Origin of the sequence: Streptomyces malaysiensis subsp. samsunensis (assembly GCF_024519315.1) — a bacterium.
Classification (GTDB): domain Bacteria; phylum Actinomycetota; class Actinomycetes; order Streptomycetales; family Streptomycetaceae; genus Streptomyces; species Streptomyces malaysiensis.
In genome coordinates this window covers 1-25439 of the sequence record NZ_JANIIC010000029.1, presented here as the reverse complement: position 1 = coordinate 25439, position 25439 = coordinate 1, and the positions used below count along the sequence as shown (strand labels likewise).

General features: G+C 69.5%; 20 protein-coding genes and 2 pseudogenes. 12 read left to right on the top strand and 10 right to left on the bottom strand.

Going from position 1 to position 25439, the window contains the following annotated elements:
* Positions 1–36 precede the first annotated feature (36 nt).
* Positions 37–861: a helix-turn-helix transcriptional regulator gene (locus tag NQU54_RS23865; protein ID WP_257632885.1), complete on the top strand. Its 825-nt coding sequence runs from the start codon at positions 37–39 to the stop codon at positions 859–861.
* A gap of 581 nt (positions 862–1442) precedes the next feature.
* Here NQU54_RS23865 and NQU54_RS23860 read toward each other — a convergent pair.
* Entirely contained in the window at positions 1443–1802 is a 360-nt protein-coding gene (locus NQU54_RS23860) for an alpha-amylase inhibitor (protein WP_257632884.1), read from the bottom strand.
* A 7-nt stretch (positions 1803–1809) separates the two neighbouring features.
* Here NQU54_RS23860 and NQU54_RS23855 point away from each other — a divergent pair, with 7 nt between their 5' ends.
* The 4 genes from NQU54_RS23855 (at position 1810) to NQU54_RS23840 (ending at position 7849) form a co-directional block, all read left to right on the top strand.
* Entirely contained in the window at positions 1810–2040 is a 231-nt protein-coding gene (locus tag NQU54_RS23855) for a DUF418 domain-containing protein (RefSeq protein WP_257632883.1), read from the top strand.
* A gap of 304 nt (positions 2041–2344) precedes the next feature.
* The gene (locus NQU54_RS23850) at positions 2345–3676 is read left to right on the top strand and encodes a phytase (protein WP_257632882.1); all 1332 of its coding nucleotides are present in this window, start codon (positions 2345–2347) and stop codon (positions 3674–3676) included.
* Between the two features lie 1051 nt (positions 3677–4727).
* Positions 4728–7511: a SpoIIE family protein phosphatase gene (locus NQU54_RS23845; protein ID WP_372506003.1), complete on the top strand. Its 2784-nt coding sequence runs from the start codon at positions 4728–4730 to the stop codon at positions 7509–7511.
* A 140-nt stretch (positions 7512–7651) separates the two neighbouring features.
* A complete protein-coding gene (locus tag NQU54_RS23840) occupies positions 7652–7849 on the top strand; it encodes a hypothetical protein (protein ID WP_257632881.1) in 198 nt (65 codons plus the stop codon).
* A gap of 39 nt (positions 7850–7888) precedes the next feature.
* Here the strand turns inward: NQU54_RS23840 and NQU54_RS23835 are convergent, their stop codons facing one another.
* Positions 7889–8206, bottom strand: a complete 318-nt coding sequence (locus tag NQU54_RS23835) for an integrase core domain-containing protein (protein ID WP_257632880.1) — start codon at positions 8204–8206, stop codon at positions 7889–7891.
* Positions 8207–8232: 26 nt separating this feature from the next.
* Here NQU54_RS23835 and NQU54_RS23830 point away from each other — a divergent pair, with 26 nt between their 5' ends.
* The 4 genes from NQU54_RS23830 to NQU54_RS23815 all read left to right on the top strand — a co-directional run bounded on the left by NQU54_RS23830 (position 8233) and on the right by NQU54_RS23815 (position 11563).
* Positions 8233–8493 (top strand): DUF5372 family protein, encoded by a 261-nt coding sequence (locus NQU54_RS23830; protein WP_257632879.1) that lies wholly within the window; start codon positions 8233–8235, stop codon positions 8491–8493.
* A gap of 218 nt (positions 8494–8711) precedes the next feature.
* Positions 8712–9098, top strand: a complete 387-nt coding sequence (locus tag NQU54_RS23825) for a helix-turn-helix domain-containing protein (RefSeq protein ID WP_257632878.1) — start codon at positions 8712–8714, stop codon at positions 9096–9098.
* 369 nt (positions 9099–9467) lie between these two features.
* On the top strand, positions 9468–10145 hold the full coding sequence (locus NQU54_RS23820) for a recombinase family protein (RefSeq protein WP_257632877.1): 678 nt from the start codon (positions 9468–9470) through the stop codon (positions 10143–10145).
* The gene (locus NQU54_RS23815; RefSeq protein WP_257632876.1) at positions 10115–11563 is read left to right on the top strand and encodes a recombinase family protein; all 1449 of its coding nucleotides are present in this window, start codon (positions 10115–10117) and stop codon (positions 11561–11563) included. The genes NQU54_RS23820 and NQU54_RS23815 overlap by 31 nt, the downstream gene beginning before the upstream one ends.
* 12 nt (positions 11564–11575) lie before the next feature.
* On the opposite strand, the pseudogene NQU54_RS23810 reads toward NQU54_RS23815, so the two are convergent.
* Positions 11576–12391: pseudogene (locus NQU54_RS23810) on the bottom strand (IS3 family transposase); the annotation flags it as partial.
* Positions 12392–12412: 21 nt separating this feature from the next.
* Between NQU54_RS23810 and NQU54_RS23805 the strand changes: the two are divergent.
* Positions 12413–12979 carry a (Fe-S)-binding protein gene (locus NQU54_RS23805; RefSeq protein ID WP_257632874.1) on the top strand — a complete coding sequence of 189 codons (567 nt, stop codon included), beginning with the start codon at positions 12413–12415 and terminating at the stop codon, positions 12977–12979.
* An 11-nt stretch (positions 12980–12990) separates the two neighbouring features.
* Here NQU54_RS23805 and NQU54_RS23800 read toward each other — a convergent pair whose 3' ends face one another.
* From NQU54_RS23800 to NQU54_RS23775, 6 genes are all read right to left on the bottom strand, one after another.
* Entirely contained in the window at positions 12991–16029 is a 3039-nt protein-coding gene (locus NQU54_RS23800) for a winged helix-turn-helix domain-containing protein (RefSeq protein ID WP_257632873.1), read from the bottom strand.
* 141 nt (positions 16030–16170) lie between these two features.
* A complete protein-coding gene (locus NQU54_RS23795) occupies positions 16171–17589 on the bottom strand; it encodes an MFS transporter (protein ID WP_257632872.1) in 1419 nt (472 codons plus the stop codon).
* Between the two features lie 89 nt (positions 17590–17678).
* A complete protein-coding gene (locus NQU54_RS23790; RefSeq protein ID WP_257632871.1) occupies positions 17679–18476 on the bottom strand; it encodes an alpha/beta fold hydrolase in 798 nt (265 codons plus the stop codon).
* Between the two features lie 70 nt (positions 18477–18546).
* A complete protein-coding gene (locus tag NQU54_RS23785; RefSeq protein WP_257632870.1) occupies positions 18547–19404 on the bottom strand; it encodes an alpha/beta fold hydrolase in 858 nt (285 codons plus the stop codon).
* An 85-nt stretch (positions 19405–19489) separates the two neighbouring features.
* Positions 19490–20935 (bottom strand): aldehyde dehydrogenase family protein, encoded by a 1446-nt coding sequence (locus NQU54_RS23780; RefSeq protein ID WP_257632869.1) that lies wholly within the window; start codon positions 20933–20935, stop codon positions 19490–19492.
* On the bottom strand, positions 20932–22110 hold the full coding sequence (locus tag NQU54_RS23775; RefSeq protein WP_257632868.1) for an alcohol dehydrogenase catalytic domain-containing protein: 1179 nt from the start codon (positions 22108–22110) through the stop codon (positions 20932–20934). The genes NQU54_RS23780 and NQU54_RS23775 overlap by 4 nt, the downstream gene beginning before the upstream one ends.
* A gap of 174 nt (positions 22111–22284) precedes the next feature.
* Between NQU54_RS23775 and NQU54_RS23770 the strand changes: the two genes are divergently transcribed.
* Together NQU54_RS23770 and NQU54_RS23765 are read left to right on the top strand one after the other, a co-directional pair.
* Positions 22285–24213: a helix-turn-helix domain-containing protein gene (locus NQU54_RS23770; protein ID WP_257632867.1), complete on the top strand. Its 1929-nt coding sequence runs from the start codon at positions 22285–22287 to the stop codon at positions 24211–24213.
* Positions 24214–24316: 103 nt separating this feature from the next.
* Positions 24317–25024, top strand: a complete 708-nt coding sequence (locus NQU54_RS23765; protein WP_257632866.1) for an esterase/lipase family protein — start codon at positions 24317–24319, stop codon at positions 25022–25024.
* A 201-nt stretch (positions 25025–25225) separates the two neighbouring features.
* Here NQU54_RS23765 and NQU54_RS49800 read toward each other — a convergent pair.
* Positions 25226–25411, bottom strand: a pseudogene (locus tag NQU54_RS49800) (DUF6308 family protein); the annotation flags it as partial.
* Between the last annotated feature and the right edge of the window lie 28 nt (positions 25412–25439).

Below are 25439 nucleotides of genomic sequence, written 5' to 3'. Positions count from 1 at the left end.
GACCGTATTTATTCTGGAACTGAAAGTACTGCCGTCATGCCTACGCAGCCGGACCAACGCCGTCAGCTGAGTGAGTTCCTGCGCAGCCGGAGAGAGCGCCTGACCCCTGACGAGGTGGGCCTGCCCCAGACTGGTCGCCGTCGCACTCCGGGACTTCGCCGAGAGGAACTGGCGCTGCTGGCCGGGATCAGCGCCACCTGGTACACGTACCTGGAGCAGGGACGGGAGATCCGCGTCTCCGAACAGGTGCTCAACGCACTCGCGGCGGCGCTGCGGCTCGACCGGCACGAGCGCGATCATCTTCTTCATCTTGCCGGTCACGCGCCTGCGGCCGAAGCCGAGGAAGGCGAGCCACTAACGGCCGAGGTGGGTGCCGTCCCCCTGTTGCTCCAGCCGAACCCGGCGTACATCATCGGCGGCAACTATGACGTCCTTAGCCACAACCAGGCGGCCGACGAGTTGTTCCCGAGGCTCATCACCGAGGCGGACCGGCCGGCCAACTTCGTCCGCTGGGTGTTTCTCGAGCCGGTGGCCCGGGACGTTCTGATCGATTGGGAACCCGAGGCACGCGGCTTGCTCGGCCGACTTCGGACGCTAGCCGTACGCCATTCCGGCGACCCGCGGTACACCCGACTGATCGAGGAACTGAGCGAGGGCAGCCCGGAAGTGCGGGACTGGTGGCCCCAGTACGAGGTGCAGGCCCGGCACAGCGGTCGGAAACGGCTACGGCACCCGCAACGAGGAGCGATCGACTATGTGTACACCGCTTTTCACCTTGCCGAACAGATGGAACAGACGCTGGTCGTCTATTTCGACAGCAGCGAACCGCCCGAGGGGGGCGTAGCCGTGACCGGCGAATGAAGGAAGAGGTCGACGGCGGCGTCCGCTCACGGTTACGGCGGCGGAATGCCGGCGGCTGAGAACCGCTGTGCCGTTGCCGGCGGAGACGGCGTCGAATGCGGCGGTGAAATTGCTGTCACCAGACGCCAGTACCAGGTCAGCAGCGTACCTGGGGTGACCAGCTGACGGCGGCGTAAGGCGCATGGCAGGTGCCGGGCGAGAGCGGAGAGCACGGCACGGTCAGCCCATGAGAGCTGCGGCCGCTCGATCTGTCGGCGCAGCGCAGCGACCTCATGGCGAAGCGCGAGGATCTCGGCGTTGTTCGCGGCGGTCGACCGGCCCCACAAGAGGAAGCAGCCCAGTACCCTCGGGCCAGCGACTCCGTCCAACGGAGAAAGGGCTCCTGACCAGGTCGTGATGCCCGGTAGGCGCCCTTCTGAGGTTCGACCTGGGCCGCGAGACGACATTCGACGTTGCTCACGGTTTCTCCCACTCGTCTCCCACCTCTGGCCAAGGGCCCGGACCGGCTCGGCGACCTGGAGACAGTGCCGCGCACCGACCGGCGGTGGGACGAGCAGCCTCCGTGATCCGGCGCATCGGACTCAGGACGGCTCGCAGACCGCCAGGTGGCCGGAGTGACCGTGTCGGCCGAGGTATCCCTCTCCGACCGTCCTGTACGCGCCCGGCGGGAGCGTGGAGCACAGGCCGGTCGCGCCGTCCTGGTAGACGACCATCACACCCACGGTGTCCGCGCAGTTGTTGGCGGCATTGGTGTATCGCCAGCTCTCGGACATCGCCACGCAGGCCGGGGCCGGCCCGGATGTCCGGTCTCCGGCGGCGGCCGGGACACCGCAGCCTGCAAACCGTCCGGCAGCAGTTGGGCCGATCCTCGACCGGAAGGGGGTGGACCGCCGGTCACCGGCTAGCCGAAAACCCAACGGTGCCTCAGAAGGGCAGAGCATCCCGGCGTTGGCTGCCGCATACGCGACGACCGTCCTGCGGCTCGCCACCGGCCGCCACGCCCGTGTGACGACCGCGGCCCTGGCCCCTGCCGGACGCATGACCCTCATCAACTACCTGGCCCAGTCCCTGGTGGGTGCGCTGCTGTTCGCCGGCTACGGCACCGCGTTCGTCGGCCGCGTCGCACCGGTCTGGGTCGCCGTGACCACACTGACGCTGTTCGTCCTCCGGACGACCTGATGCCGCTGGTGGCCGCGCCGACATCCGTACGGGCCCGTGGAATGGCCGCTGCGCGCCTGGAGCAACCTCACCCTGCCGGCCGTGGCGGGGCGGTTGCCCGCGCTCTGGAGCGGGTCGTCCACGGGCTCCGACAGGGCTCCGACAGGGCTCCGATACGACATCACGCGGCGGCCGTACCGTACAGTACTGAACGGCAGTTGGTGTGCGGTCGTCTCTTTTGTGACCACGTGTACAGGTCACGGTCCCCTCAAGGCCAAGTTCTCCACGCAAGATTGGCATGTCGACACCGACCAAGGGAGCGCTTGTGAGAACGCATTGCACTCCGCGTACGGCCGCCGCCCTCGCCCTGGGTTCAGTCCTGCTCGCCCTCCTGACCGCCACCCCGGCTGGGGCCGACGACGAGGGCCTGCCGACGGTCACCCCGACCAGCGAGACCCCTGCACTCTACGACGACGAGGCGGGCGGCAACTCCGACGCGGACGACCCCGCGATCTGGCGCAACGCGGCCGACCCCGACCGCAGCCTCGTCATCGCGACCGCCAAGGAAGGCGGCCTGCGCGTGTACGGCCTGGACGCCCGCCTGGTGCAGTCGCTGCCCGCGCCGCGTCCGCCGGCCCAGGACGACGCCCCGGGCCGGTTCAACAACGTCGACCTCGTCACCGGTCTGAAAACACCCACCGGCCGGGCCGACGTGGCCGTGGTCAGCGACCGGGGCAACGACCGGCTGCGGATCTACCGCATCGACCCGTCCAAGCCGGGCGCCCCACTGACCGACATAACCGACCCGGCCGCCGTCCCGGTCTTCTCCGCCGACCAGGCCGAGATCAACGACCAGCGCACCGCGTACGGCCTCGCCACCTGGCAGGACAAGGCCACCGGCCGCTCCTACGCCCTGGTCAGCCAGCGGGAGCGGACCCGGCTCGCCCTCGTCGAACTGACCCCGACCGCGCGGGGCACCGTCGACTACCGCAAGGTCCGCACCCGCGACCTTCCGGCATCATTCCGTCTGCCCGACGGCGCCACCTGGTCCCCCTGCGCCGAACCCGGTGAACTCCCCCAGGTCGAGGGCATGGTGGTGGACCCCGCCACCGGCACCCTCTACACAGGCCAGGAGGACGTCGGTATCTGGCGGCTGCGCGCCGACCTGACCGACAAGCCGGTCCTGGTGGAGAAGGTCCGCGAGTACGGCATCCCCGGTGTCTACGACAAGACCACCCAAGAGTGCACGGCCGGCGCCGACCCCGGTTTCGGCGGCGAGCGGCTGACCGCGGACGTCGAGGGCCTGACCCTGTTCCAGGAGTCCGACGGCGACGGCTACCTCTTCGCCTCCAGCCAGGGCGAGAACACCTTCGCCCTGTACGACCGTGAGGTGAGCGAGGACAACGAGTACGAGGGCGGTTTCCGCGTCGGCGCGGCCTCCGCGACCCTCGACGGGTCGGAGGAGTGCGACGGCGCCGCCGTCCTGAACGCCCCGCTGGGCAGCCGCTACCCGAACGGCATGCTGGTCGTCCAAGACGGCCACGAGACCCCCGAGGTCCCCGATGGCGAGGGCGGCACCCGCACGGCGACCGGCTTCAAGTTCGTCGACCTGGGCGACGTGATGGACGCCGCCGACTCGACGTCCGCACCGCGCTGACACCCCCGACGGCTGCCGGGTGCTCCACCGCACCCGGCAGCCAGTGCGACCGTGCGAGCCGGACATGCCCCGTCCCCGCGCCAGTGGCACGCCACCTACCGGCAACTCGCCGTCCTCCCCTGTACCACTCCCGACAGCCGCTCGCCCAGCTGTCACCAAGGTGCTCTTCCACCCGATCCGCCCCGGCTGCGCGCGATGCTCTCGTACTTGAGCAAGCCGATCGGTGGCCACCTCGAAGGCACAACGGGCTCGTCGCGAGGGCCCAACGGGCCGTGCCGCACGCAGGAGAGGAGTGCCGCTCCAGTCGCCTCACACCGAGTCCTCGATGGATTCGGTCGGCGCATTCGGTGCGGGCTGTGCGTATCCATTGTTCGGCGAATGGGTTGGACCGTGGGCTTTGCGGCGGGGTCGGGATGACCGCTGTGCCGTTGTCGGCGAAGACGGCGCCGAATGCGCCAGTGAAATTGCTGTGCCGGTCACGACTGATGAGGAACCGGAAGCACCCAGCCCTGTCGCCGAGGTGCACGAGCAGGTTGCGGGCGAGTTGGGCGACCCATGCACCGGTGGGGCGGGCGGTGACGCCCAGGACATGGACGCGCCGGGTAGCGATCTCCATGACGAACACGACGCAGAGACGTTTGAGGAAGACGGTCTCCACGTGCATGAAGTCGCAGGCGAGCAGGATGTGGGCCTGGCACGGAGAAAAGTTCAGCAGGGTGCCCGGGGTGACCAGCCGATGTCAGGCAGAGCAGTCACAGACCTACGGTCACTGCTCATTCCCATCCTTGGACGGCCGCAAAGCCCCAGGTCAACCAGCGTATGACAATAAAGACACCCGTCAGGGGCCCACCAGGTATTTGAGAAGTTGTTGTTCCCGTCGCGAAAGGAGACCGAGCAACCTGACTCAGTGGTGCACCGCCCCGATGCTTGTCGGAAGCTTGCCACATCACACCCTTACCCGCCCGGGAGTGCTGCTCCGCGACATCCAAGAGCATTCGGCTAGTATCAGCAGTATCCATGAAAAGCGGGGAGACAGTGGTAAGACTACAATATGGGAGCAATTTTCCGCTCATTTACTCAGCGCAGAAAAAGCCTTACTTCACCACCAGGACGCTCAGCGACCCGTTGTCTTCGCTCCCTGCTTGACACGCGCAGCGTCGCGAGCCAGATGCTGGTCCTGCAGGTTATTCTCATCGTCCTGCTCGTCGCCGCCGCGGTAGCAGCTCTTGTGCTGCAGGCCCAGCGCGAGAGCACCCGGGATGCTCGTGACCGAACACTCGCCGCAGCCGAGGCTTTCGCCCACTCGCCTGGCATGATCGAGGCCCTGGCCGGCCGGAATCCCACGGCGGTGCTGCAACCGCTTGCCGAGGCTGCCCGGAAGGACGCCCACCTCGACTACATCGTGGTGTGGAACACAGCTGGGATCCGGTACACGCACCCCGACCCGAAGAAGATCGGGGAGCACATCGTCGGCCCGTACGAGGAAACCCTCAAGGCCGCGCGGGCCAATCGACCCTTCATCAGAAGCTTCCCCACGGTCACAGGCGTCAGCATGACCTCCTCTGTGCCCGTGACCAGGCCGGATGGCAAGCTGGTCGGCCTGGTTTCGGCGGGGATCACTATGAAGAGGGTGAACACCATGGTGGCAGAACAGCTGCCGGTGGTGCTGGGTTCGGCGGCGGGTGCACTCCTTCTCGCCTCGGGCAGTTCTGTACTGGCGAGCCGGCGGCTGCGACGGCAGACGCACGGCCTGGGCGCGGCCGAGATCACACGGATGTACGACCACCACAACGCCGTACTGCACTCGGTCCGCGAAGGGGTGCTGATCGTCCGGGGCGACGGGCGGCTGCTGCTGGCCAACGACGAGGCTCGACGGCTGCTAGCGCTGCCCGCGGATGTGGAAGGACGGCCGGTCACCGACCTCAGCCTGGCTCCCGGCATCGCGCAGCTGCTGCTTTCCGGTCGTGAGGCCACGGACAAGGTGTGCCCAGCCGGTGACCGGCTGCTGGCGGTCAATGTTCGGCCGACCGACCGGCGAGGAGGTCCGCCGGGGAGCGTGACGACGCTGCGGGACACCACCGAGCTGCATGCGCTCGCCGATCGGGCCGAGGAGGCCCGCCAGCGGCTTCAACTGCTCTACAACGCTGGTGTGCGCATCGGCACTACCCTCGATGTGGTGCGTACTGCCGAGGAACTGACCGAGGTGGCAGTCCCTGGGTTCGCCGACTTCGTCACCGTAGAGCTCCTTGACCCCGTTCTGCACGGTGAGGAGCCGGTCGGGCCAAGCAGCGAGATGCGCCGCACGGCCTTCTGCGGCATCCGGGATGATCCGCCGTTCTACCCGGTGGGTGAGCTTGTCAGGTTTGTCCCCGCGGCGCCGACTGCGTTGGGTATGGCGAGCGGCCACCCGACCCTTGAGGCCGACCTGCATGCAGCGCCCGGTTGGAAGGCTCAGGACCCGGAACGCACCCAAAGGATCCTCGACTATGGCGTTCGCTCGCTGATCACTGTGCCGTTGCAGGCCCGCGGTGTGGTACTGGGGGCGGTCGACTTCTGGCGCGCTGAGCAATCTGAGCTCTTCGGGGAGGAGGATCTGTCCTTCGCCGAGGAGCTGGCCGCCCGTGCGGCGGTGTGCATCGACAATGCCCGCCGCTACACCCGAGAGCACACCATGGCCGTCACCCTGCAGCGCAGTCTGCTCCCCGGCGGCATCCCCGAGCAGAACGCTCTCGAAGTGGCATACCGGTACCTGCCCGCCCGGGCCGGTGTGGGCGGCGACTGGTTCGACGTCATCCCGCTGCCCGGCACCCGGGTCGCCCTCGTGGTCGGCGACGTTGTCGGGCACGGACTGCACGCAGCGGCCACCATGGGGCGGCTGCGCACCGCGGTGCACAACTTCTCGGCCCTCGACCTGGCCCCCGACGACCTCCTCGTCCGCTTGGACGAGCTGGTCGCCAGAATCGACCAGGACCGGACGACCGAGAGTGCGGGAGAGGGAGCCACGGGAGCCACCTGTCTGTACGCCATCTACGATCCGGTCTCCGGTCGTTGCACCGTGGCCCGGGCCGGGCACCCGGGACCCGCCATCGTCCATCCCGACGGCGCCGTGGAATTCCCCGATGTGCCCGTCGGCCTGCCCCTCGGCCTGGGAGGTCTGCCCTTCGAGACCGTGGAACTGCAGCTTGCCGAAGGCAGCCAAGTCGCCCTCTTCACCGACGGCCTCGTCGAAGACCGGCACCGCGACATCGACGTGGGCCTCGAACTCCTCGGCCGCGCCCTGGCAGGCCATCCGGACCGCAGCATGGACAACACCTGCCAGGCGGTACTGGACGCGCTGGTACCCGACGATCCGAGCGATGACATCGCACTGCTGATGGCCCGAACCCGCATGCTCGCCTCCACACAGGTCACCACCTGGGATGTACCCGCCGACCCTGCCGCCGTCGCCTCCATCCGTAGCCGGGTCACCCGGCAGCTGGCCGACTGGGGGCTGGAGGGGTCCGCCTTCACGACCGAGCTGATCCTCAGCGAGTTGGTCACCAACGCCATCCGCTACGGCAGCGAGCCCATCACCGTTCGCCTTCTGTACGACCGCACCGTGATCTGCGAGGTATCCGACGGCTCCAGCACCTCCCCTTATATGCGCAGTGCCAAGACCACCGACGAGGGCGGGCGCGGCCTGTTCCTCGTCGCCCAGTTCGCGCAGCGTTGGGGAACCCGCTACACGCCGCACGGTAAGGTGATCTGGACCGAACAGGCTCTTGACGACAGCGCAGCAGGCACCCTTGGAACAGTGGAGCCCCTCCTGGAGCAGTGGGAAGAGCCGCCCCTGTGACGGACAATCCCGTGCATGGTTCGCGGTGAGGCGTCGAGGACTTCGGCGGGCTCGGTCTGGGCGGGAAGTCGCGTGCGGACTTGTCACGGACGAGGTTGCCGTCGCCGGTCCAGCGGCGGCCCCACTGGCAGGCACAGGTCATGAACGAGACCTCAATCAAGCGGCTCCTTGACCGCACCCTCGCGGCCACCGGCCTGCGCGACGCCGCCGGCGAGCCCCTGCGCTACACCCCGCACGACTTCCGCCGGATGTTCGCCACCGAGGCTGTCACCGGCGGCCTGCCCGTCCATATCGCCGCGCGCATCCTGTGCCGCTCGAAAAGTCATCGCCGCAGGTGAGCTGGATGCGGTCAGCCCTGAAGGGTGTCAATATTGCGATCAGGCAGCTGAGCTGGGCCTTTCCTGTGGATGGTGAGGCAGACGGGGTGACGTGGTGTGGTACTCGTTGATCAGTCCGCCAAGTACTTGGCGGCGCCTGACTGTGGCAGCAGGCAGGAGGATGACGTTTGGGTCGTCGTCAGGTGCTCGTAGGCCGAGGCCGCGGTGAGCTCGTCCCGCGTTGTAGTGCTTGCTGTACGTGGTGAGGACCGTGCGGAGGTGTCGTTCGCCGGTGATGAGGAGGCGATCGGTGCATTCTGCGCGGGCTGTGCGTATCCATCGTTCGGCGAACGCGTTGTCACGAGTCGTCGACTGCACCCGATCGAAGCGGTCGGGCCGGAGTTGTGCGGGTCACGCACCCGTTCCACCCGTGGGCTGGGCGGGAGTTCACCTTCGTCGACCGGCGGCTGGCGTGGGATGAGGACCGGGTCGCCCTCGTCGACGAGAACGGGGAGGTGGTCTCGCTGCCTGCGGCCTGGACCGACATCGACCCCGTTGATCCGTTCGTCGCGATGGCTGCGGGCCGCTGCGCGTTCAGGGTGGGGGATCTCCTGGCCGTCGCTGACCTGCTCGACGCGCTTCGCGTACGGGCGTCGGGAAGATGATGCCGCGACCGTCGTCTGATCCACGCCGGGCCGGACAGTCTGGTTGATCGACGGCGCGCGGAAGTAGCCAGCCGGCGCACTTGTCACCTGCTGGTTTGCCTCCGCGCGCCTGCTTCGTGGTCTTGGCCAGGCTGCGTGTCGGCGTGAACCTGGTGACACGGCCGAAGACCGGGGAGGCGGGCGTGATGACAGGGGCGGCGGAGGATCCGAAGGTGGCCATGCTGGCAGCATCCAGATCGCTCAACCCGCACCCGGAGAAGGTGACCGACGCGGTGTTCCTGGCCTCGCCGTTCTGCGACCCGCGGGATGTGGTGCAGGTCAAGTACGAGATGGTGCGGCGCGTCCGCGTAGACAAGGTGCCCGTCGCCCAGGCGGCCCGTGCCTTCGGCTACTGCCGCCAGGCGTTCTATGAGATCGCTGCCGTTCTGGACGCCGGCGGCCCGGGCTCTCTGGTTCCCGGCAAGCCGGGCCCGAAGGGCCCGGTCAAGCTGACCGCGACCGTCATGGACCGCATCGACGCCTGGCTGGCAGCCGAGGAGGGCCTGACCTCGAAGGACATCGCGGAAAGGATCGCCGAGGAGTTCGGCTTCACCGTCCACCCGTGATCCGTCGAGCGCGCGTTGTCCCGGCGGCGCGAGCCGGAAAGCGCCGGTGAGGACGCACCCATATCCCGCCTGGCATCCTGGCGGTGACGTCGCGGCGGGCGTTGCCGAATACGAGAGGTTGCGCGAGAGTGCCGGCCGCGGCGGGCGCCGCAATGGACTGGGAGTGCTCGTCGCCCGGGGCATGGTCGCGTTTTTGAAGGTGGCCGCCTCACTGGCCGCCGCGGCAACACCGAGGAACCCGGCCCCGCCACCCGCCAAAGCGGTGGCCACCACGCTCGATGCGGAGGTCATCCGGGTGTGGTCCCGGATAGTCCTGGCCCACGCGCATAGCCCTTGACCTGCGACGACAGCACATGCACGGGAACATCGATGAATGACCAGCTGTTCGGCCCGGCCGCCAAGGTGACCGCGGCCCACCTCGCCAAAGACGCCTACCTGTATATCCGGCAGAGCTCGCTCAAGCAGGTCCTGAACAACACCGAGTCGACGGTGCGGCAGTACGGCCTCAAGGAGCGGGCCATCACCCTGGGATGGCCGGCCGACCGGATCCACGTCATCGACACCGACCAGGGCCAGTCCGGCGCCACGGCCGCGGACCGGGAGGGCTTCCAGCGGCTGGTCACCGAGGTCGGAATGGGACACGCCGGGATCGTCCTCGGCCTGGAGGTCTCCCGGCTGGCGCGGAACAACACCGACTGGCACCGGCTGCTGGAGATCTGCGCGATGTCTGGGACGCTGATCCTGGACGAGGACGGCCTCTACGACCCCTGCGACTTCAACGACCGCCTGCTGCTCGGCCTCAAAGGGACCATGTCCGAGGCGGAATTGCACCTGCTCAAGGCGCGTCTGCGGGGCGGTCAGCTGTCGAAGGCCCGGCGCGGGGAGCTGATCCAGCCGCTGCCGATCGGCCTGGTCTACGACGGCGCCAGCAAGGTCGTCCTCGACCCCGACAGCGCGATCCAGCAGGCGATCCGCACCGTGTTCACGCTGTTCGACACACCGGCTCGGCCACCGGCGTGGTCAAGGAGTTCAACCGGCAAAGGCTGAAGCTGCCGCGACGGATCCAGTCCGGCCCGGACAAGGGGAAGGTCGTCTGGGGGCCGATCGCGCACTCGCGGGTGCTGCAGATCCTGCACAACCCGCGCTATGCCGGGGCCTTCGCCTATGGCCGCCACCAGCACAAAACCGGTGTCAGCGGGAAGAGCGGCCCGGCCCTGCAGCCGCGTGAGCAGTGGATCGCGCTGTTCCCCGACGCCCACGTCGGATACATCTCCTTCGACAAGTACGAGGCCAACCAGGTCCGGCTCACCGCGAACGCCGTCGCCCACGGCAAAGACCGCCGCCACGGACCAGCACGCGAGGGCCCGGCCCTGCTGCAAGGCATCACGATGTGCGGGCTCTGCGGGCGCCGCATGACCGTGCGCTACCACCACCGCAGCGGCGGTCTGGAGCCGGAGTATGTCTGCCAGGCCAAGGGCATCGAATACGGCAACCCGATCTGCCAGCGCGTGCACGGCGCCGTCGTCGACAACGCCGTCAGCCACCTTCTGATCAAAGCCCTGACCCCGCACGCGATCACCGCCGCCCTCGCAGTCGCCGACGAGCTCGCCGCCCGCGCCGACGAAGCCGAGAAACTGCGGGCGGCTGGCGTCGAACGCGCCCAATACCAGGCCGACTTGGCCCGGCGCCGCTACCTCGCCGTCGACCCCGACAACCGACTCGTCGCGGGCAGCCTGGAAGCCGACTGGAACACCGCCCTGCGCGAGCTCGCCACCGCCCGCGAAACATACGAGAACGCCAAAAGCGACGGCGCGGGCGTCCTCGACGACGCCCAGCGAGCCCGGATCACCGCCCTGGCCGCCGACTTCCCCAAACTCTGGAACGACCCCGACACTCCGATGCGGGAACGAAAACGCCTGGTCAGACTCCTGGTCACCGACGTAACCCTGGTCCGTGCCGAACAGATCACCGCCCACGTCCGCCTCACCGGCGGCCAGGAACACAGCCTGACCGTGCCCGTCCCCCTCGCCTCCTGGCAGATCCGCCAGACCCCGCCCGACGTCGTCGCCGCCATCGACGAACTCCTCGACGACCACACCGACGGCCAGATCGCGAAGATCCTCACCGAGCGCGGCCACGTCAGCGGCACCGGACAGCCCCTCAAGCCCACCATCGTGCGTCGGATCCGGGACCAGTACGGCCTGCGCAGCCATCCCCAACGACTCGCAGAACAAGGCATGTTGAGCCTGCGCGAGATCTCCCGCCAACTTGGTATCGGCCTGAACACCGTCAAGACCTGGCGCAACCGCGGCCTGCTGACCGGCCGCGTCGCCAACGACAAGGGCGAGTACTTCTACTTCCCGCCACCACCCGACCTCGAACGTCCCCGCATCGGACGACCACCGGGCCCACGACCAGCACCAACCGAAACACCCATCGAATCAGCCCAAGGAGGCGCAGTATGAAACACGAGGTTTGGACCGCGGGCTCTGCGGCGGAGTCGGTATGACGGCTGTGCCGTTGCCCGCGAAGACGGCGTCGAACGCGGCGGTGAACTTGCTGTCCCGGTCCCGGATGAGGAACCGGAAGCACCCAGCCCTCTCCTCGAGATCCATGAGCAGGTTGCGGGCGAGTTGGGCGACCCAAGCACCGGTCGGGTGGGCTGTGACACCCAGGACATGGACGCGCCGGGTAGCGATCTCCATGACGAAGAAGACATAGAGACGTCTGAGGAAGACGGTCTCTACGTGCATGAAGTCGCAGGCGAGCAGCGTGTGGGCCTGTGAACGGAGGAAGGAACGCCAGGTCTGCTGAGATGCTCGCTGCGGTGCGGGCGGTATGCCGGAGCGGCGCAGAACGCGTCGGATCGTGGCGGCGGCGACCCGATGGCCGAGCCGTCGAAGCTCGCCTTGGATCCTGACGTACCCCCAGGTGGGGTTCTCTCGCGCCAGGCGCTGGATGAGCGCCGCAATCTCTTCCGACAGTGGTGGCCGGCCAGGTCCGACTGCCGTCTGGCGCCACTTCCAGCGCACCAGACGGCGGTGCCAGGCCAGCAGCGTCCCCGGGGTGACCAGTCGATGGCGGCGCAAGACGGATGGCAGGTGCCGCGCGAGAGCGGAAAGCACGGCACGATCAGCCCATGAGAGCCGCGGCCGCTCTACCTGCCGACGAAGCACAGCGACCTCATGACGAAGCGCGAGGATCTCGGCATGGTTCGCAGCGGTCGACCGGCCCAGCAATAGGAAGCAGCCCAGTAGTCGGCAGAAGATCAGGTAGAGCGATCGCAGACCCACGATCACTGATCATGCCCACACTTGGACGATCACAAAGGCCCAGGTCAACCGCCGTACGGCAATAAAGACACCCTCCAGGTCTCCCTTGAGCCGTCCTGCACCTCGGTGCTGCGCTCCGATGCCGCCCACTTGCTGGGTCCGGACGACACGAGGGCAGCCGCGGTCGCTCAGGCCACCCACACGCTGGCCGAACTACTGGCGCACCATCGCCCCGACTGGAGTCCACCCCGTCTTGACGACGTCGAGGCCGTCGCGCAGCCGCACTGCCACCATCACGCCGTCATGGGCTGGGAGACCGACGAACGGCTGCTGCGTGAGGCCGGCGCATCGGTGCGCACGGTCGGCGGATGCTGCGGCCTCGCTGGCAACTTCGGGGCCGAGCGCGGTCATTACGACGTCTCCGTCAAGGTCGCCGAAAACGCTCTCCTGCCCGCGGTGCGCGAACTGCCCGGCGACGGCGTGGTCCTGGCCGACGGCTTCTCCTGCCGGACCCAGCTCGGCCATCTCACCGACCGCCGCGGCAGGCATCTCGCCGAACTGCTCGCCGACCGCCTACCTGCCGCGGACGGCGGAACACCGCAGAGCTGAGGGCCGGTTCGCTAGCCGCCCCACTGCCCCGGATCGCTGTCGAGCGTCCACGTGGGCCTGATGCCGAGCTCCTCCTCGAAGAGCCGCTCGCACTCGCGGAAGGCCCGGTGGGCGGCGGCGGAGTCGCCTGCGGCAAGGTAGGACGCCGCTACGAGTTCGTGGGCGGGCTCGATGAACGGGTCGTGGGCGAGGAGGTGTTGGCATGCGGCGATGGCCGCGATGTGTTCGCCGGCCTCCAGCAGCGACTCCGCGGTGGCCAGGGTGAGTTCGCGGAATCGGACGGCCAGCTCGTCCCGTACGGGAATCGCCCACTCGAAGGCCGGAAAGTCGTGGAGGAAGGGCTGCTGATAGGCGCCCAGCACCTGCTGCCCGCCGCTTAGGTCGCACTTTCCGGAGGCGAGCAGCCGGTCGGCGTCGGTGCGGAAGTCGTCGGCGTCGATGCGGACGCTGTCCGGGTCGAGCCAGATCCGGTCCGCGGAGGTGCGTACCAGGCGAGTGGGCTCGCGCGGCGCCCGGTCGGGCTCGAGAACATGGTGCAGTGAATGCAGGGCCACCCGGAATCTGACGGCCGCCTTGTCGCGTGGCAGTTCCGGCCACAGCTTGTCGAGAAGTTCCGAACGGCTCTGGGAGTGGCGCTCGCTCGCGCACAGCAGGAGCAGGATCTCGACCGCTTTGCGGCGGCTGAAGGACTCCCCGGTCAGGGTGGTGCCGCCGCGGCGGACCGCGAATCCGTTGAGCGTCGTGATGCGAAGTGCCGGCTCCGGAGCTGGGGAAGGGGCGGCCGCCTCGTCCGTCGGGCGGTCGATCCGCGCCCGCAGGTAGCCCGCGTGGGCGGCGGCGTGACCGTCCGCCCGCGCGCCGTCGAGCCAGGCCAGCCGGGCGGCGTCGTCCGTGATTCCGAGCCAGCCGGGGGTGAGCCAGATGTCGGTGAGGTTCAGCGTCACCGTGCGGTCCAGGACGTCCTGTGCCCGGGCCGTGAATCCGGTCCGGTCGCCCTCGGCGTGGTCCAGCGCGGCCAGCCACTGGTCGCAGAGCAGCGGGATGAGCGCGTCGCCGCAGTCGAGCGCCTGCTTCTGGGCCTGCTCGAGCCATTCGCGGGCGGTGGGGTCGTGCCGGCTCGCCAGTGCGGCGCCGAGTGCCAGTCGGGCCATGGCCTCGAGGTAGCGGTCGCCGGCCGCGGCCAGGGTCTCGATCGCGTCGAGGCCGAAACGCAACGTGTCCTCGGGCTGGCCCAGCCGGTCGGCGAGGACCGTCAGGCCCATCAGGGGCTCGGCCCGGAAACGGTCGATGCCGAGCCGCTCGGCGCTCTCCAGGGCTTCGAGGAGGTGCTGGTGGGCTTGTCGGGCGTCGGTGGGGCCGGAGCCGGCGATGAGGGCCAGCCCCAGGCGACCCGTTGAGACGCAGGTGAGCAAGGGGGAGCGCAGGTCGCGTCCCAGGTCGATTCCGGTCCGGGCGTGCTCGGCCGCCCGATCGGTGTGTCCCAGGAGCGCGTGAATCCAGGCGAGCAGGGCCGAGCTCTCGCGGTGGACCATCGGGATGCGGTTGTGGGCGCCGGTGTACCGCTCGAGGAGGCTGCGGGCCTCCAGCAGCCGGCCCTGGCGTACGAGCAGCCGGGGGCGCAGGGCGTGTGCGTGGGCATTACCTGCACCGTCGAGGAGCTGCTCGGCGTGCGTGAGGTGGCCGTGGTTGATCTCGTTCTCGATGCGCTGCGCGATGAACTCGTGCTGGTCCGGGACCGCGGCCGTGAGCCGCTCGAGGACCTGCTCGGCGCGGGCGGGGTGCACGGTGTCGAGATGAACGGCGAGCTCTGCCGCGAGTGCCTCGCGGAGGTCTGCGCCGCCCTCGGGGCCGCTGAGCTGTCCGGCCCGGTGTGCGAGGTCGATCGCCTCGTCGAACCGGCTGCTCAGACGGACCGCGTGACTGCGGGCGACCAGCAGCGCCGGGTGCGCGTCCAGGGCGGAGCCGAGATCGTCCGTCAGCGCCAGGAGCGTCAGGTGACGGCCGCTGGTCAGCAACTGCCCCGCGATCGCGGCCACGTCCCGCGCGGCGGCCTCGGGCTGCTGCGCTGCCAGGGCATGGGAGGCCGCCCGCTCGTACTCCCCGCGGCCGCGGTGGTGGCCGGCCGCGGCCGCGTGCAGTTCGCGCCGCCGTGCGGGGTCGATCCGGCTCCGGAGGAACTGCCCGAACAAGTGGTGCATCCGGTACGAGCCGGCGTCCGTTTCGGCGCAGAACAGCCCTGCGGCCGCGATCCGGCGCAGCGTGCGTGCCGCCGCCGCCACGGTGGTGTTGGCCACGGCCGCGCAGGCGCCGGGCGTGAGCGGGGACAGGATGGATACGTCGAGGAGGAATCGCTGCACGTCCAGGGGCTGCTCGGCGAAGACCTGGTTGCCGAGGAAGTCGAAGGCGGCGTCGCGGCCCGCGGGCAGCGCGGCGAGCAGTTCCTCGGCGTCGTGATGGCCGCAGTGAAGCCGGCGGCCGAGCAGGGACAGCGCGATCGGCCAGCCCTCGGTCTCCTCGACCAGGACCTCGATCACTGTGGGCGGCAGGCTGACCCCGAAGCGCGAGCGAAGGTAGGCGAGGGTCTCGTCGTCGTCGAACGCCAGCAGGGCACGGTCGATGGTGCGTACCGCGTCGTATCCGGTGTTCCGGCCTCCCCAGGTCTCGGGGTCGAGGTGGGTCCGCGACGTCGCGACGATCTGGACAGTGGCCGGGAGTACGTCCAGGAGCCGGCCGACGACCGCGTCCACCGGAGAGCCGTGGACGACGTGGTAGTCGTCGAGGACGAGGTATCTCCCGCCCGCTGCGGTCCACTCGTCGATCCGGTCCAGTGCGCGGTCGAGCGGGGCGGACCAGCTGCCGCGCGGAGATTCCGGCGTTCCAGCTGCTGTCGGCGTGGTCGTGACGGCGGCCGTGAGGTGGGCGAGGAAGGTGTGCGGATCCCGGTCCGCGGGGGTCAGGGCGTACCAGGCCCGGTGCGTGTCGGCGGTGACGGCGTCCACGAAGGTGGTCTTGCCGTACCCGGCGTCCGCCTCGACGCAGACCAGGGGCACGTCGGCCGCAGCGGTGAAGGCGGCCGCGGCGCGGGGCCGTGCGATCCGCGCCGCGACCGGCCGAGGCGGCCGCAGCCGGGTTACGGACGATCTCGGTCACCATCGCATCGTAGGCCCGCTCCGCGGCCATGAGGCCTTCTCCTATCCCTGGGCGGCCGCGAGGTGTGCCGTGCCCGGCGTGCCTGCGGCGTCAGCGCCGGGGACTGCCTGTGGATCACGTCGTACCGAAGCCGGGTTGGTCTCCCGCAGCCGCCAGGTGCACCAGGTCGTCACCAGGGCCATCGCGGCGATGAAGAGGGACACCGGCCAGGTCTCGCCGGTCCGGGCGATGAGCGCCGTCATGAGGACCGGTGTGCCGCCGCTGACGGTGATCGCGGCGAGCTGGTAGGCGAGCGAGGCGCCGGAGAGCCGCACCCGGGGGGCGAAGAGCTCGCCGAGGTAGGCCGCGAGCGGGCCGAAGGTCAGGGCCTGGAAGACCGCGCCGACTGTGACGGCGGCAAGGAGCAGCCACAGTTGTGCCGTGTCCACCAGCCAGAAGTACGGGAAGGCCCAGAGGACGAGCGCGACGGCGCCCACCATGATGACGGGGCGCCGCCCGAACCGGTCGGAGGCGGCCCCCGCGGCGAGCGTCGCCACCCCCGCCACCAGGGAACTCGGCAGCGACCCGGTGAGCAGTGGCTCGCGGTCCATGCCGAGCTCGGCGGTGGCGTAGGCAAGGATGCCGGTGTTGCTGATGTAGAAGAGGCTGTTGGTGGCCGCGAGCAGACCGCAGCCGAGCAGGATCGCGCGCCAGTGATCGCGTATCGCTTCCTTCAGCGGGGCCTGTGCCACCTTCGGGCGGGCGCTTTGTTCGGCGCTGCGCCGCAGCTGCTGGAACTCCGGGGTGTCCTCGACCTTGGTCTGGATGTAGAGGACGACGGGGAACAGCAGGGCGCTGCAGAAGAACGGGACGCGCCAGCCCCAGCCCAAGAAGGTGTCGTCGGACGTCAGTTTGGTGGTGATCAGGAAGGCCGCATTGCCCAGGATGATGCCGAGCGGCACGCCCATCTGCCCGAAGGTCCCGGCGAACCCGCGCCGTTTGGGACTCGCCGACTCCGTCAGCAGCAGCACGATGCCGCCCCACTGACCGCCGCACGCCAGGCCCTGCGCGAACCGCAACACCACCAGCAGCAGCGGCGCGGCCACGCCGATGGTGCCGGCGCCGGGCAGACAGCCGATCAGGAAGGTGGCCAGCCCCATGCCCAGCAGGGCGACCACGACCACCGGTTTACGTCCGTGCCGGTCGCCGAAGTGGCCGGCGAGCGCCCCGCCGAGCGGCCTGGCGAGGAAGCCCGCCCAGAACGTGCTGAACGACAGCAGCGTCCCCATCAGCGCGGAGGAGTGGGGGAAGAACACATGCGGGAAGACGAGGGCGGCGGCGGTGCCGTACAGGAAGAAGTCGTACCACTCGATCGAGCTGCCGAGCAGGCCGGCGGCGAGCAGCTTGCGCTGCGCGCGCCGGGACAGCTGCTCGGGCTCACTCGCGGGGGTAGGTGGGCCCGATGCCTCTTGGGTGGTCATGTGCGGCTCCTTGTTCGGGGAAGGCCGGGGTCGGCCGGGGACATGCGGGTGGGCTGAATCGCGCACCGGGCGTGCTGGGCTGTTGCGCCTCAGTTGCCGGTGATGAAGTCGGCCAGAGCGGCGTTCCACGCGACGCGTTCCTCGATGAACGCGACATGGCCGCTGTTCTCGAAATGGGTGAGGGACGCGCGGGGGATGTCCTTGGCGACCACCTCTGACCATTGGGGGTCCCAGATCTGGTCGTGGCGGCCGCTGAAGACGGCGACGGGGATCGTGATGTCCGCAAGACCGGGACGCAGGTCCTCGTCCAGGAGCGCCTCGAAGGATTTGAGGCCTACGAACGCCGGCACCTGGAGCCCGATGCGGATCAGCCAGTCCCGGGTCGGGTCGAGGTCGGTGCGGTGGAAGTTCTGCCCGTACAGGCCCTGGATGGTCTCCACCCTGCTGAAGCGCACGGCGTCGCACAGCGCCTGCGCGCTGTCCGCGGCACCGCCGTACGGGGCGTCGGGCGCCTGCAGAAGGCGGGGACCGGACCCGGTGAGGACGAGCCGGGTGACCGGCGCGCCGATGGTCTGCACGAACTTCAGGCCGATGTGGCCGCCCATGGACCAGCCCACCAAGGTGACGTCCTCAAGGGACAGCTCGCGCATCAGCGTGGCCAGGTCGGCGCAGAACGTGGCGTAGCCGTAGTCGCCCCAGGACTTGTCCGACGCGCCGTGGCCGCGCAGGTCGACGGTGATCACGCGGAACCGGTCGGCCAGGTCGAGCACCTGGTAGTCCCAGACGTCCCCGCTGCCGCCCCAGCCGTGCACGAAGACAATGGGGCGGCCTTCGCCGCGGTCCTCGTAGGCCATCCGGACACCGGGTGCCACCTCGACGTACGGCATGTGCTTCTCCTCGTTGAGATCCCTGCGAATGGTGAGGTGGCGAGCGTGCGGCTGCGGCGTTACGCCGTAGTTACAGCGCCGGGGTTGCGGCGCCGACGCTCGCGAGATGGCTGCGAATGACCGCGTTGACGTCGCCGGGGCGCTCGAGCCAGCACAGGTGGCCGGCGCCCTGGAGATCGGTCAGGTGTGCCTGCGGGAGGCGGCGGCCGAGCGCGGCGAGGTTTTCGAACGGCACGACGCGGTCGGCGGTGCCGTGGATCCCCGTCACCGGCTGGTCCGGCCACGCGCCCCGCACCCCGTGCGTGAGGAATTCCTCGCCCGCCGCCGACTGCGCTGCCCATGCTTCGGGCGGTACGGGCGACGCCAGGCGGGCGGCCAGCAGCTCGGCGTACTCCCGGGGGTGCTCCTCAACCCAGCCTGGGGCGAAGGAGTTCGGCATGGTCTGCCGCGCGAACTCATCCCCGGGCAGCTGTGCGTGGTCGCGCCACAGCGTGGCCGTTTCCTCGGGCACCGGCAGCGCGCCGGGACCACCGGGTGAACTGGCGATCATGACCACCGACGCCACCAGGTCAGGGTGCGCCGAGGCGAGCTGCAGCGAGATGTACCCGCCCATCGAGGTGCCCACCACGTGGGCTCGGCGGGCGCCCAGCGAGCGCAGCACGGCCGCCGCCCCGTCGGCCATGGTGTCGATGGAATACGGACCAGGCGGGGCGTCGGATTGGCCGGTGCCGCGGTTGTGCAGCAGCACCAGCCGGTACTCCGCGGCAAGGTCGGCTCGCTGCGGAGCGAAGCTCCATGGCCCGTATCCGAGTCCTGGGACCAGCAGCAGGGTCGCCGCCCAGGGCCGCGCGGGCACGAAGACCTCGGCCGCGATCTTGGCCCCATCGGGAGCCGTCGTATACACCAGCTCGGCGTCGCCGTCCTCCACCAGTGCCTCCTCACGTCGTGGTCGACGCTGAGGATCGGCGGCACCCGTTTCACCAGCGTTACAGCCCGGGTGCGACCCGTCCGGGTCAGAGAGCGATGCCGGTGAGCACCATGACGCGCTCGTAGGTGTAGTCGTCCATGGCGAAGCGGACGCCCTCGCGGCCGACGCCCGACTGCTTCACCCCGCCGTACGGCATCTGGTCCGCGCGGTAGGAGGGCACATCGCCGACGATGACGCCGCCCACTTCGAGTTCGCGGTGGGCGCGGAACGCCGTGTGCACGTCGTGCGTGAAGACTCCGGCCTGCAGGCCGAACTTCGAGTCGTTCACGGTCGCGAAAGCCTCGTCCGTGCCATTCACCTTGTGCAACGTCAGCACCGGGCCGAAGACCTCCTCGCAGGCAAGGGTGACGCCGGTGGGGAGGCCCTCGAGCACGGTCGGGGCGTACGTGGCCGCGTCGCGCTCGCCGCCGGTGAGCAGCTGTGCGCCGGCGTTGACGGCCTCGTTCACCCAGGACTCCACGCGTTTGGCAGCGTCCTCGCTCACCAGGGGGCCGACGTCCGTCTCGTCGTCGAGCGGGTCGCCGGTGCCCTGCGCCTCGACTGCCGCGACCACCCTCGCGACGAGGCGGTCGTAGACGGAGGTATCGGCGATCACTCGCTGCACGGCGATGCAGGACTGGCCGCCCTGGTAGTTGGCGAAGGTGGCGATGCGGGACGCGGCCCAGTCGAGATCTGCTGCGGAGGACCAGTCGCCGAGGACGACGGCAGCGGCGTTGCCGCCGAGTTCGAGGGTGCAGTGCTTGGTGGGCACCGATGCCTGGATGGCGTAGCCGACCGTGTCGGATCCGGTGAAGGAGATGACCGGGAGGCGCTCGTCCTTCACGAGTGCGGGCATCCGGTCGTTGGGTACGGGCAGCACGCTGAAGGCGCCGGCCGGCAGCTCGGTCTCGGCGAGCAGCTCACCGAGGACCAGGGCGGACAGCGGCGTGGCGGGGGCGGGCTTGAGGATGATCGGGGCGCCGACGGCGATCGCCGGGGCGACCTTGTGGACACACAGGTTCAGCGGGAAGTTGAACGGCGCGATGCCCAGTACGGCGCCCTTGGGGAAGCGGCGGGTCAGCGCCAGCCGGCCGACGCCACCGGCGTCGGTGTCGAGGCGCTGTGTCTCGCCGCCGTTGAAGCGGCGGGCCTCCTCGGCCGCGAGGCGGAACACCGAGACGGCGCGGCCGACCTCGCCGCGCGCCCACTTGATCGGTTTGCCGTTCTCCGCGGAGATGAGCCGGGCGATTTCCTCGGTGCGTTCGGCCAGGCGGCGACAGACGTGGTCAAGCGCCGCGGCGCGCACGTGCGCCGGCGTCGCGGCGAGTGGGCCGCGGACGGCGTGTGCGGCGGCGACGGCCTCCTCGACCTGGGACTCGGTCGGCACGGCGACCCTGCCGACGAGACGGCCGTCCCAGGGAGAAGTGACGTCGAGACAGGCATGGCTGGTCGCCGGGCGGCCGGCGAGCCAGAACGGTTGGTGGGTGGTCACTTGGCGTCCCGGTCCTTTCGGGTGCCGGGGGTGGCGGGAGCGGTTTCGTCGCCGTCGAACACGATCACTTGCCGCAGCTGGGATCCGCCGGCGAGCAGATCCATGGCCTCGTTGATGTCGTCCAGGCGGATGCGGGAGGAGATGAGCCGGTCCACGGGAAGCCGGCCCTCGCGCCACAGTTGCGCGTAGATCGGGATGTCGCGTTGCGGCACGGCCGAGCCGAGGTAACTGCCCACGATCGTCCGGGCTTCCGCGGTGAGCGTGAGCGGCGAGACGGACGAGCGGGCCTCGGGTCCGGGCAGTCCGACCATCACCGTGGCTCCCCCGGGCGCGGTGATGGCGACGGCGGTCTCGAACGCCCGGGGGTGCCCTGCGGCTTCCACGACGAGGTCCGCTCGAAGCCCCTGGTCCGTGGCCTGTTCCGGGGTGAGTGCCTGCGCGACGCCGAACGACCTCACCAGTTCCAGTTTGGATTCGACCGCGTCGACCCCCACGACTTCGGCGCCCAGGGACATGGCGGTGAGCACCGCCGCCATGCCGACGCCGCCGAGGCCGACGACCGCCACGGTCTGTCCCGGCGCGGGGCGCACCGCGTTGAGTACGGCACCGCCGCCGGTGAGGACCGCGCAACCGAGCAGTGCGGCGACATCCGGAGGCACATCGTCGTCGACCGGGGTTACGGACCTGCGGTCCACGGTGGCGTGCGTGGCGAAGCCGGAGACGCCCAGGTGGTGGGAGACCGGTTTGCCGTCGCGGGACAGCCGGATACCGCCGCCGAGGAGCGTGCCCGCATTGTTCGCCGCGCTGCCGGCGGTGCAGGGCATCTTGCCTTCGGTGCGGCATCCTGGGCATTCCCCGCAGCGGGGCAGGAAGGCCATGACGACCCGCTGACCGATCTTGAGGTCGGTGACGTTGTCGCCGACCTCGACAATGCGGCCCGCGGATTCGTGCCCGAGCAGCATCGGAGTCGGCCGGCACCTGTTGCCGTCCACCACGGACAAGTCCGAATGGCACACGCCGGCGGCTTCGATGCGGATGAGCACCTCATCGGGTCCGGGGCCGGAGAGCTGGAGATCGCACACGGTGATCGGCCGGCTCGTGGCGAAGGGGCGCCGGTTGTCGCATGACTCCAGCACGGCCCCTCGAATCTGACGGGGGTTGGTTGTTTCGTTCATCGTGCGGCTCCTGCCAGTGGCGCTTCCGGCGCCGTCACCAGCGACGATGCCTGCGCACAGCTTCCCCGGGCCACCCCAGCGGGGCTATGGAGAAAACTCCATGCTCTGTTCGTATTGCTGTAACCTTCTCCATCACCGGCGGGTGGTTCTCGGGCGATCAAGGAGGCTCTGCCTGTGTCCGACGATCACGCCGCAGCGTTGCCCGGCCACGCTGTCGAGGCCGTCCTGACCGCGCTGGCCCGCGAGGACGACGCCGCGACGCTCGACGCTCTGCTGGCAGGCCACGATCTCCGGCAGCTCTCCCCCGCGGCGCAGCAGGCGGTACGGACGATCGGCCACACCCTCGCCGAGGCGCGCTCGCGGCAGGCCCTTCTGAATGCCATCTACGAGACGGCCCTGGAGATCACGGCCAAGCGCGACCGCGAGGCGGCGATCCGCACGATCGTGCGCAGTGCCCGAACGCTCGTCGGCTCCGACATGGCCTACCTGAGTCTCAATGACTACGAGACGGAGGAGACGTACATCCACACCACTGACGGCGTGGTCACGTCGGCCTACCGCTCCTTGCGCATGCCGTTCGGCACCGGCGTCCTCGGTGCCGTCGCCGACTCGGACGTACCCGCTGCCACTCGCGACTATCTGGCCGACGAGACCCTGCACCACATCCCGTCCGTCGATGAGACGGTCCGCGCCGAGGGAGTGCACGCGATCCTCGGCGCACCCTTGCACGTCGAGGGCCGCGTCATCGGCGCGCTCCTGGTCGCGGACCGCTACACCCGTGCGTACGAGCACGCCGAGGCCTCGACGCTGGCCTCGCTGGCCTCGCTGGCCGCCGTGGCCATCGAGACCGCGCAACTGGTGGAGAGCCTCAACCACTCGCTCGATCAGGCACGTCATGCCGAGGCCGAGAGCCGGCGTCACGTCACGGACCTGCAGCGGCTGGCGCGCGCCGACGCGTCCCTGGTCTCCGCGCTGTCCTCGATGGAGGGCCTGAGCCGCATCGAGTCGGAGCTCGCGACGATCCTCGGCACCGACGTGCACATGGTGACCGCCGACGCGCTGCGCGCCGGGTCGACAGTAAGCGGGCATGACGCCCGGAGGCTGAGCGAGCTGGCGGAGGAGTCCCGCCGGTCCGGCGGGCCGGTGACGGGCAATACCCGGCCGGCCGACCGACCGGAGCACTCCACGGCAGAGACCGGGCCGACGACCGTGATGGCTGCGGCGGTGGGCGACAAGGTGCTGGGCGCGATCTGCACCACCGGCCCCGTCCACGCCCTCGACCGGCTCATCCTGCAGAGAGCCGCTACCACCCTCATCGCCCAGCTGTTGTTCGATCAGGCGATCGCGGAGGCGGGGACGCGCGAGCAGTCCGAGCTCCTGGATCTCATGCTGGCCGAGACCATGACCGCCCCTTCCACTCCCACGCTGCGGCGAAAGCTCGCCGAGTACGGCATCACCGACGACGCATCACTGGCGGTCCTGGTCGTCGATTCCCCAGGACCGGAGACCGCTCATGCGGTCGTCGCCCGCGTCGTTCAGGAGTCAGCCGACGGCGCCGGGCTCGTCGCGTCGCACCGGGGGCACGTATGCGCCCTGCTGATCTCCGAAGCGCCCTTGCGGCTCGGTGCCGAGATCTCCACCGAGCTGGAGCGCCGGAACGTAGCAGCCACGGTCGGTTGCGCGGGGCCCGGACGTGGCATCACGTCGGTCCGTGAAACGCACGAGAGGGCACACCGGCTCGCGCGAGCGCTGCGGGTACTCGGACGGGAGGGCGAGGCGGCCACGGAGTCGACGCTGGGCAGCGTCGGGCTCGTGCTCGGGGCGCAGGACACGACCCTGCACCAGGCCATCGTGCAGGACGTCATCGGCCCGGCCCTTGCCTACGACACCCAGCACAGCACCTCCATGGCGCCCACCGCCCTGGCATACCTGGACGCCAACCGCAGCGTCGCCGCCACCGCCGCCCGCCTCCACCTGCACCAGAACACCGTGCGCCAGCGCCTGGACAAGCTCGACCGCCTGCTAGGTGCCGACTGGCGAGACGGCACCCGCGTACTCGACGTCCACCTCGCCCTGCGCCTCTGGCAACTCTCGCAGCTCTGATGCGTCTGTAACCCTCCTGTAACGCGGGAACCTAGCGTTCCGTCCGCGATGGACCGCAACGAGCCACCTCATGCGGTCCGTATCCCCCAGCAAAGGAGCAGACATGAGCCGCACTCCTGATGCCTCCGCCGGACGCCGCCTTCGACCCGCACTCATAGCCCTCGCCCTCGCGGGCGCACTCACCGCCGGCGGCGTGCTGGCCGACTCGCATGCCGAGGCCGCGGAGAACACCCCGGTCGTCTTCGTACACGGCTACGCCGGAAGCGCCGCCAACTGGAGCACCGCGAAGTCGTCATTCCAGTCGGCCGGCTACTCGGCCGATGATCTGTTCACCTACACGTACACCTCGGCGCAGTCCAACAAGACCAGCGCCGAGGGCCTGGTCGACTACGTGAAACAGGTACGGGCCGCCACCGGAGCCGGCAAGGTCGACATCGTCAACCATTCCATGGGCGGCATGGTCACGAGTTGGTACCTCAAGAAGCTCGGCGGGCAGCCGTACGTGAAGCACGTAGCCTCGCTGGCCGGCGCCAATCACGGCAGCTACAACGCCTCTTCCTGCCAGACCAACGCCTCATGTCAGGAGATGCTCCCCGGCTCGTCCTTCCTGACCACCGTCAACTCCGGCGACGAGACCCCCGGCGACACCAAGTACGCCACCTGGTACTCGCCCTGCGACGGGATGATCAGCCCCTACACCAGCACCAAACTCAACGGGGCCACCAACCACGCTGTGGCATGCGAGAGGCACATGGCATTTCTCACCGACTCGGCAACCCTCGGCGCCGTAAAGAAGTTCCTGGCGACCTGACTCGATCAGGCACAACCCGCAGGCACGCCCTGGCCATCGGGTACGCGTACCCGATGGCCAGGGCACTGCGCGGTCAGTGGTGGACGAGGTCGCCGTTGTGCCAACTGAAATTCTCATGCGCCAACTAAAGTTCTCGGTCACAGTCAGCGCGGTCCAGAAGGAGTGGTCCGCCTTCGGTCGCTCGAACAGCTGCTTGATGCGGATGTCGTAGATGGGGATGAGGTGGGGACGCTTGCGCGCCAGCAATTTGCCTGCGACAACCGGGCCGCTGCCGTCGGGCTTGCTGGGGTACTGTTTGGCGCCGGCCAGGCGTTCCCACAGCTCCCACGCGGGTTCGCCCTCCTCGATAAGCGCATCGCTTCCAGCGATTCTCCAAACGCGCGTCACGAGGGATGAGCGGCAGCAGGCGCGCCCA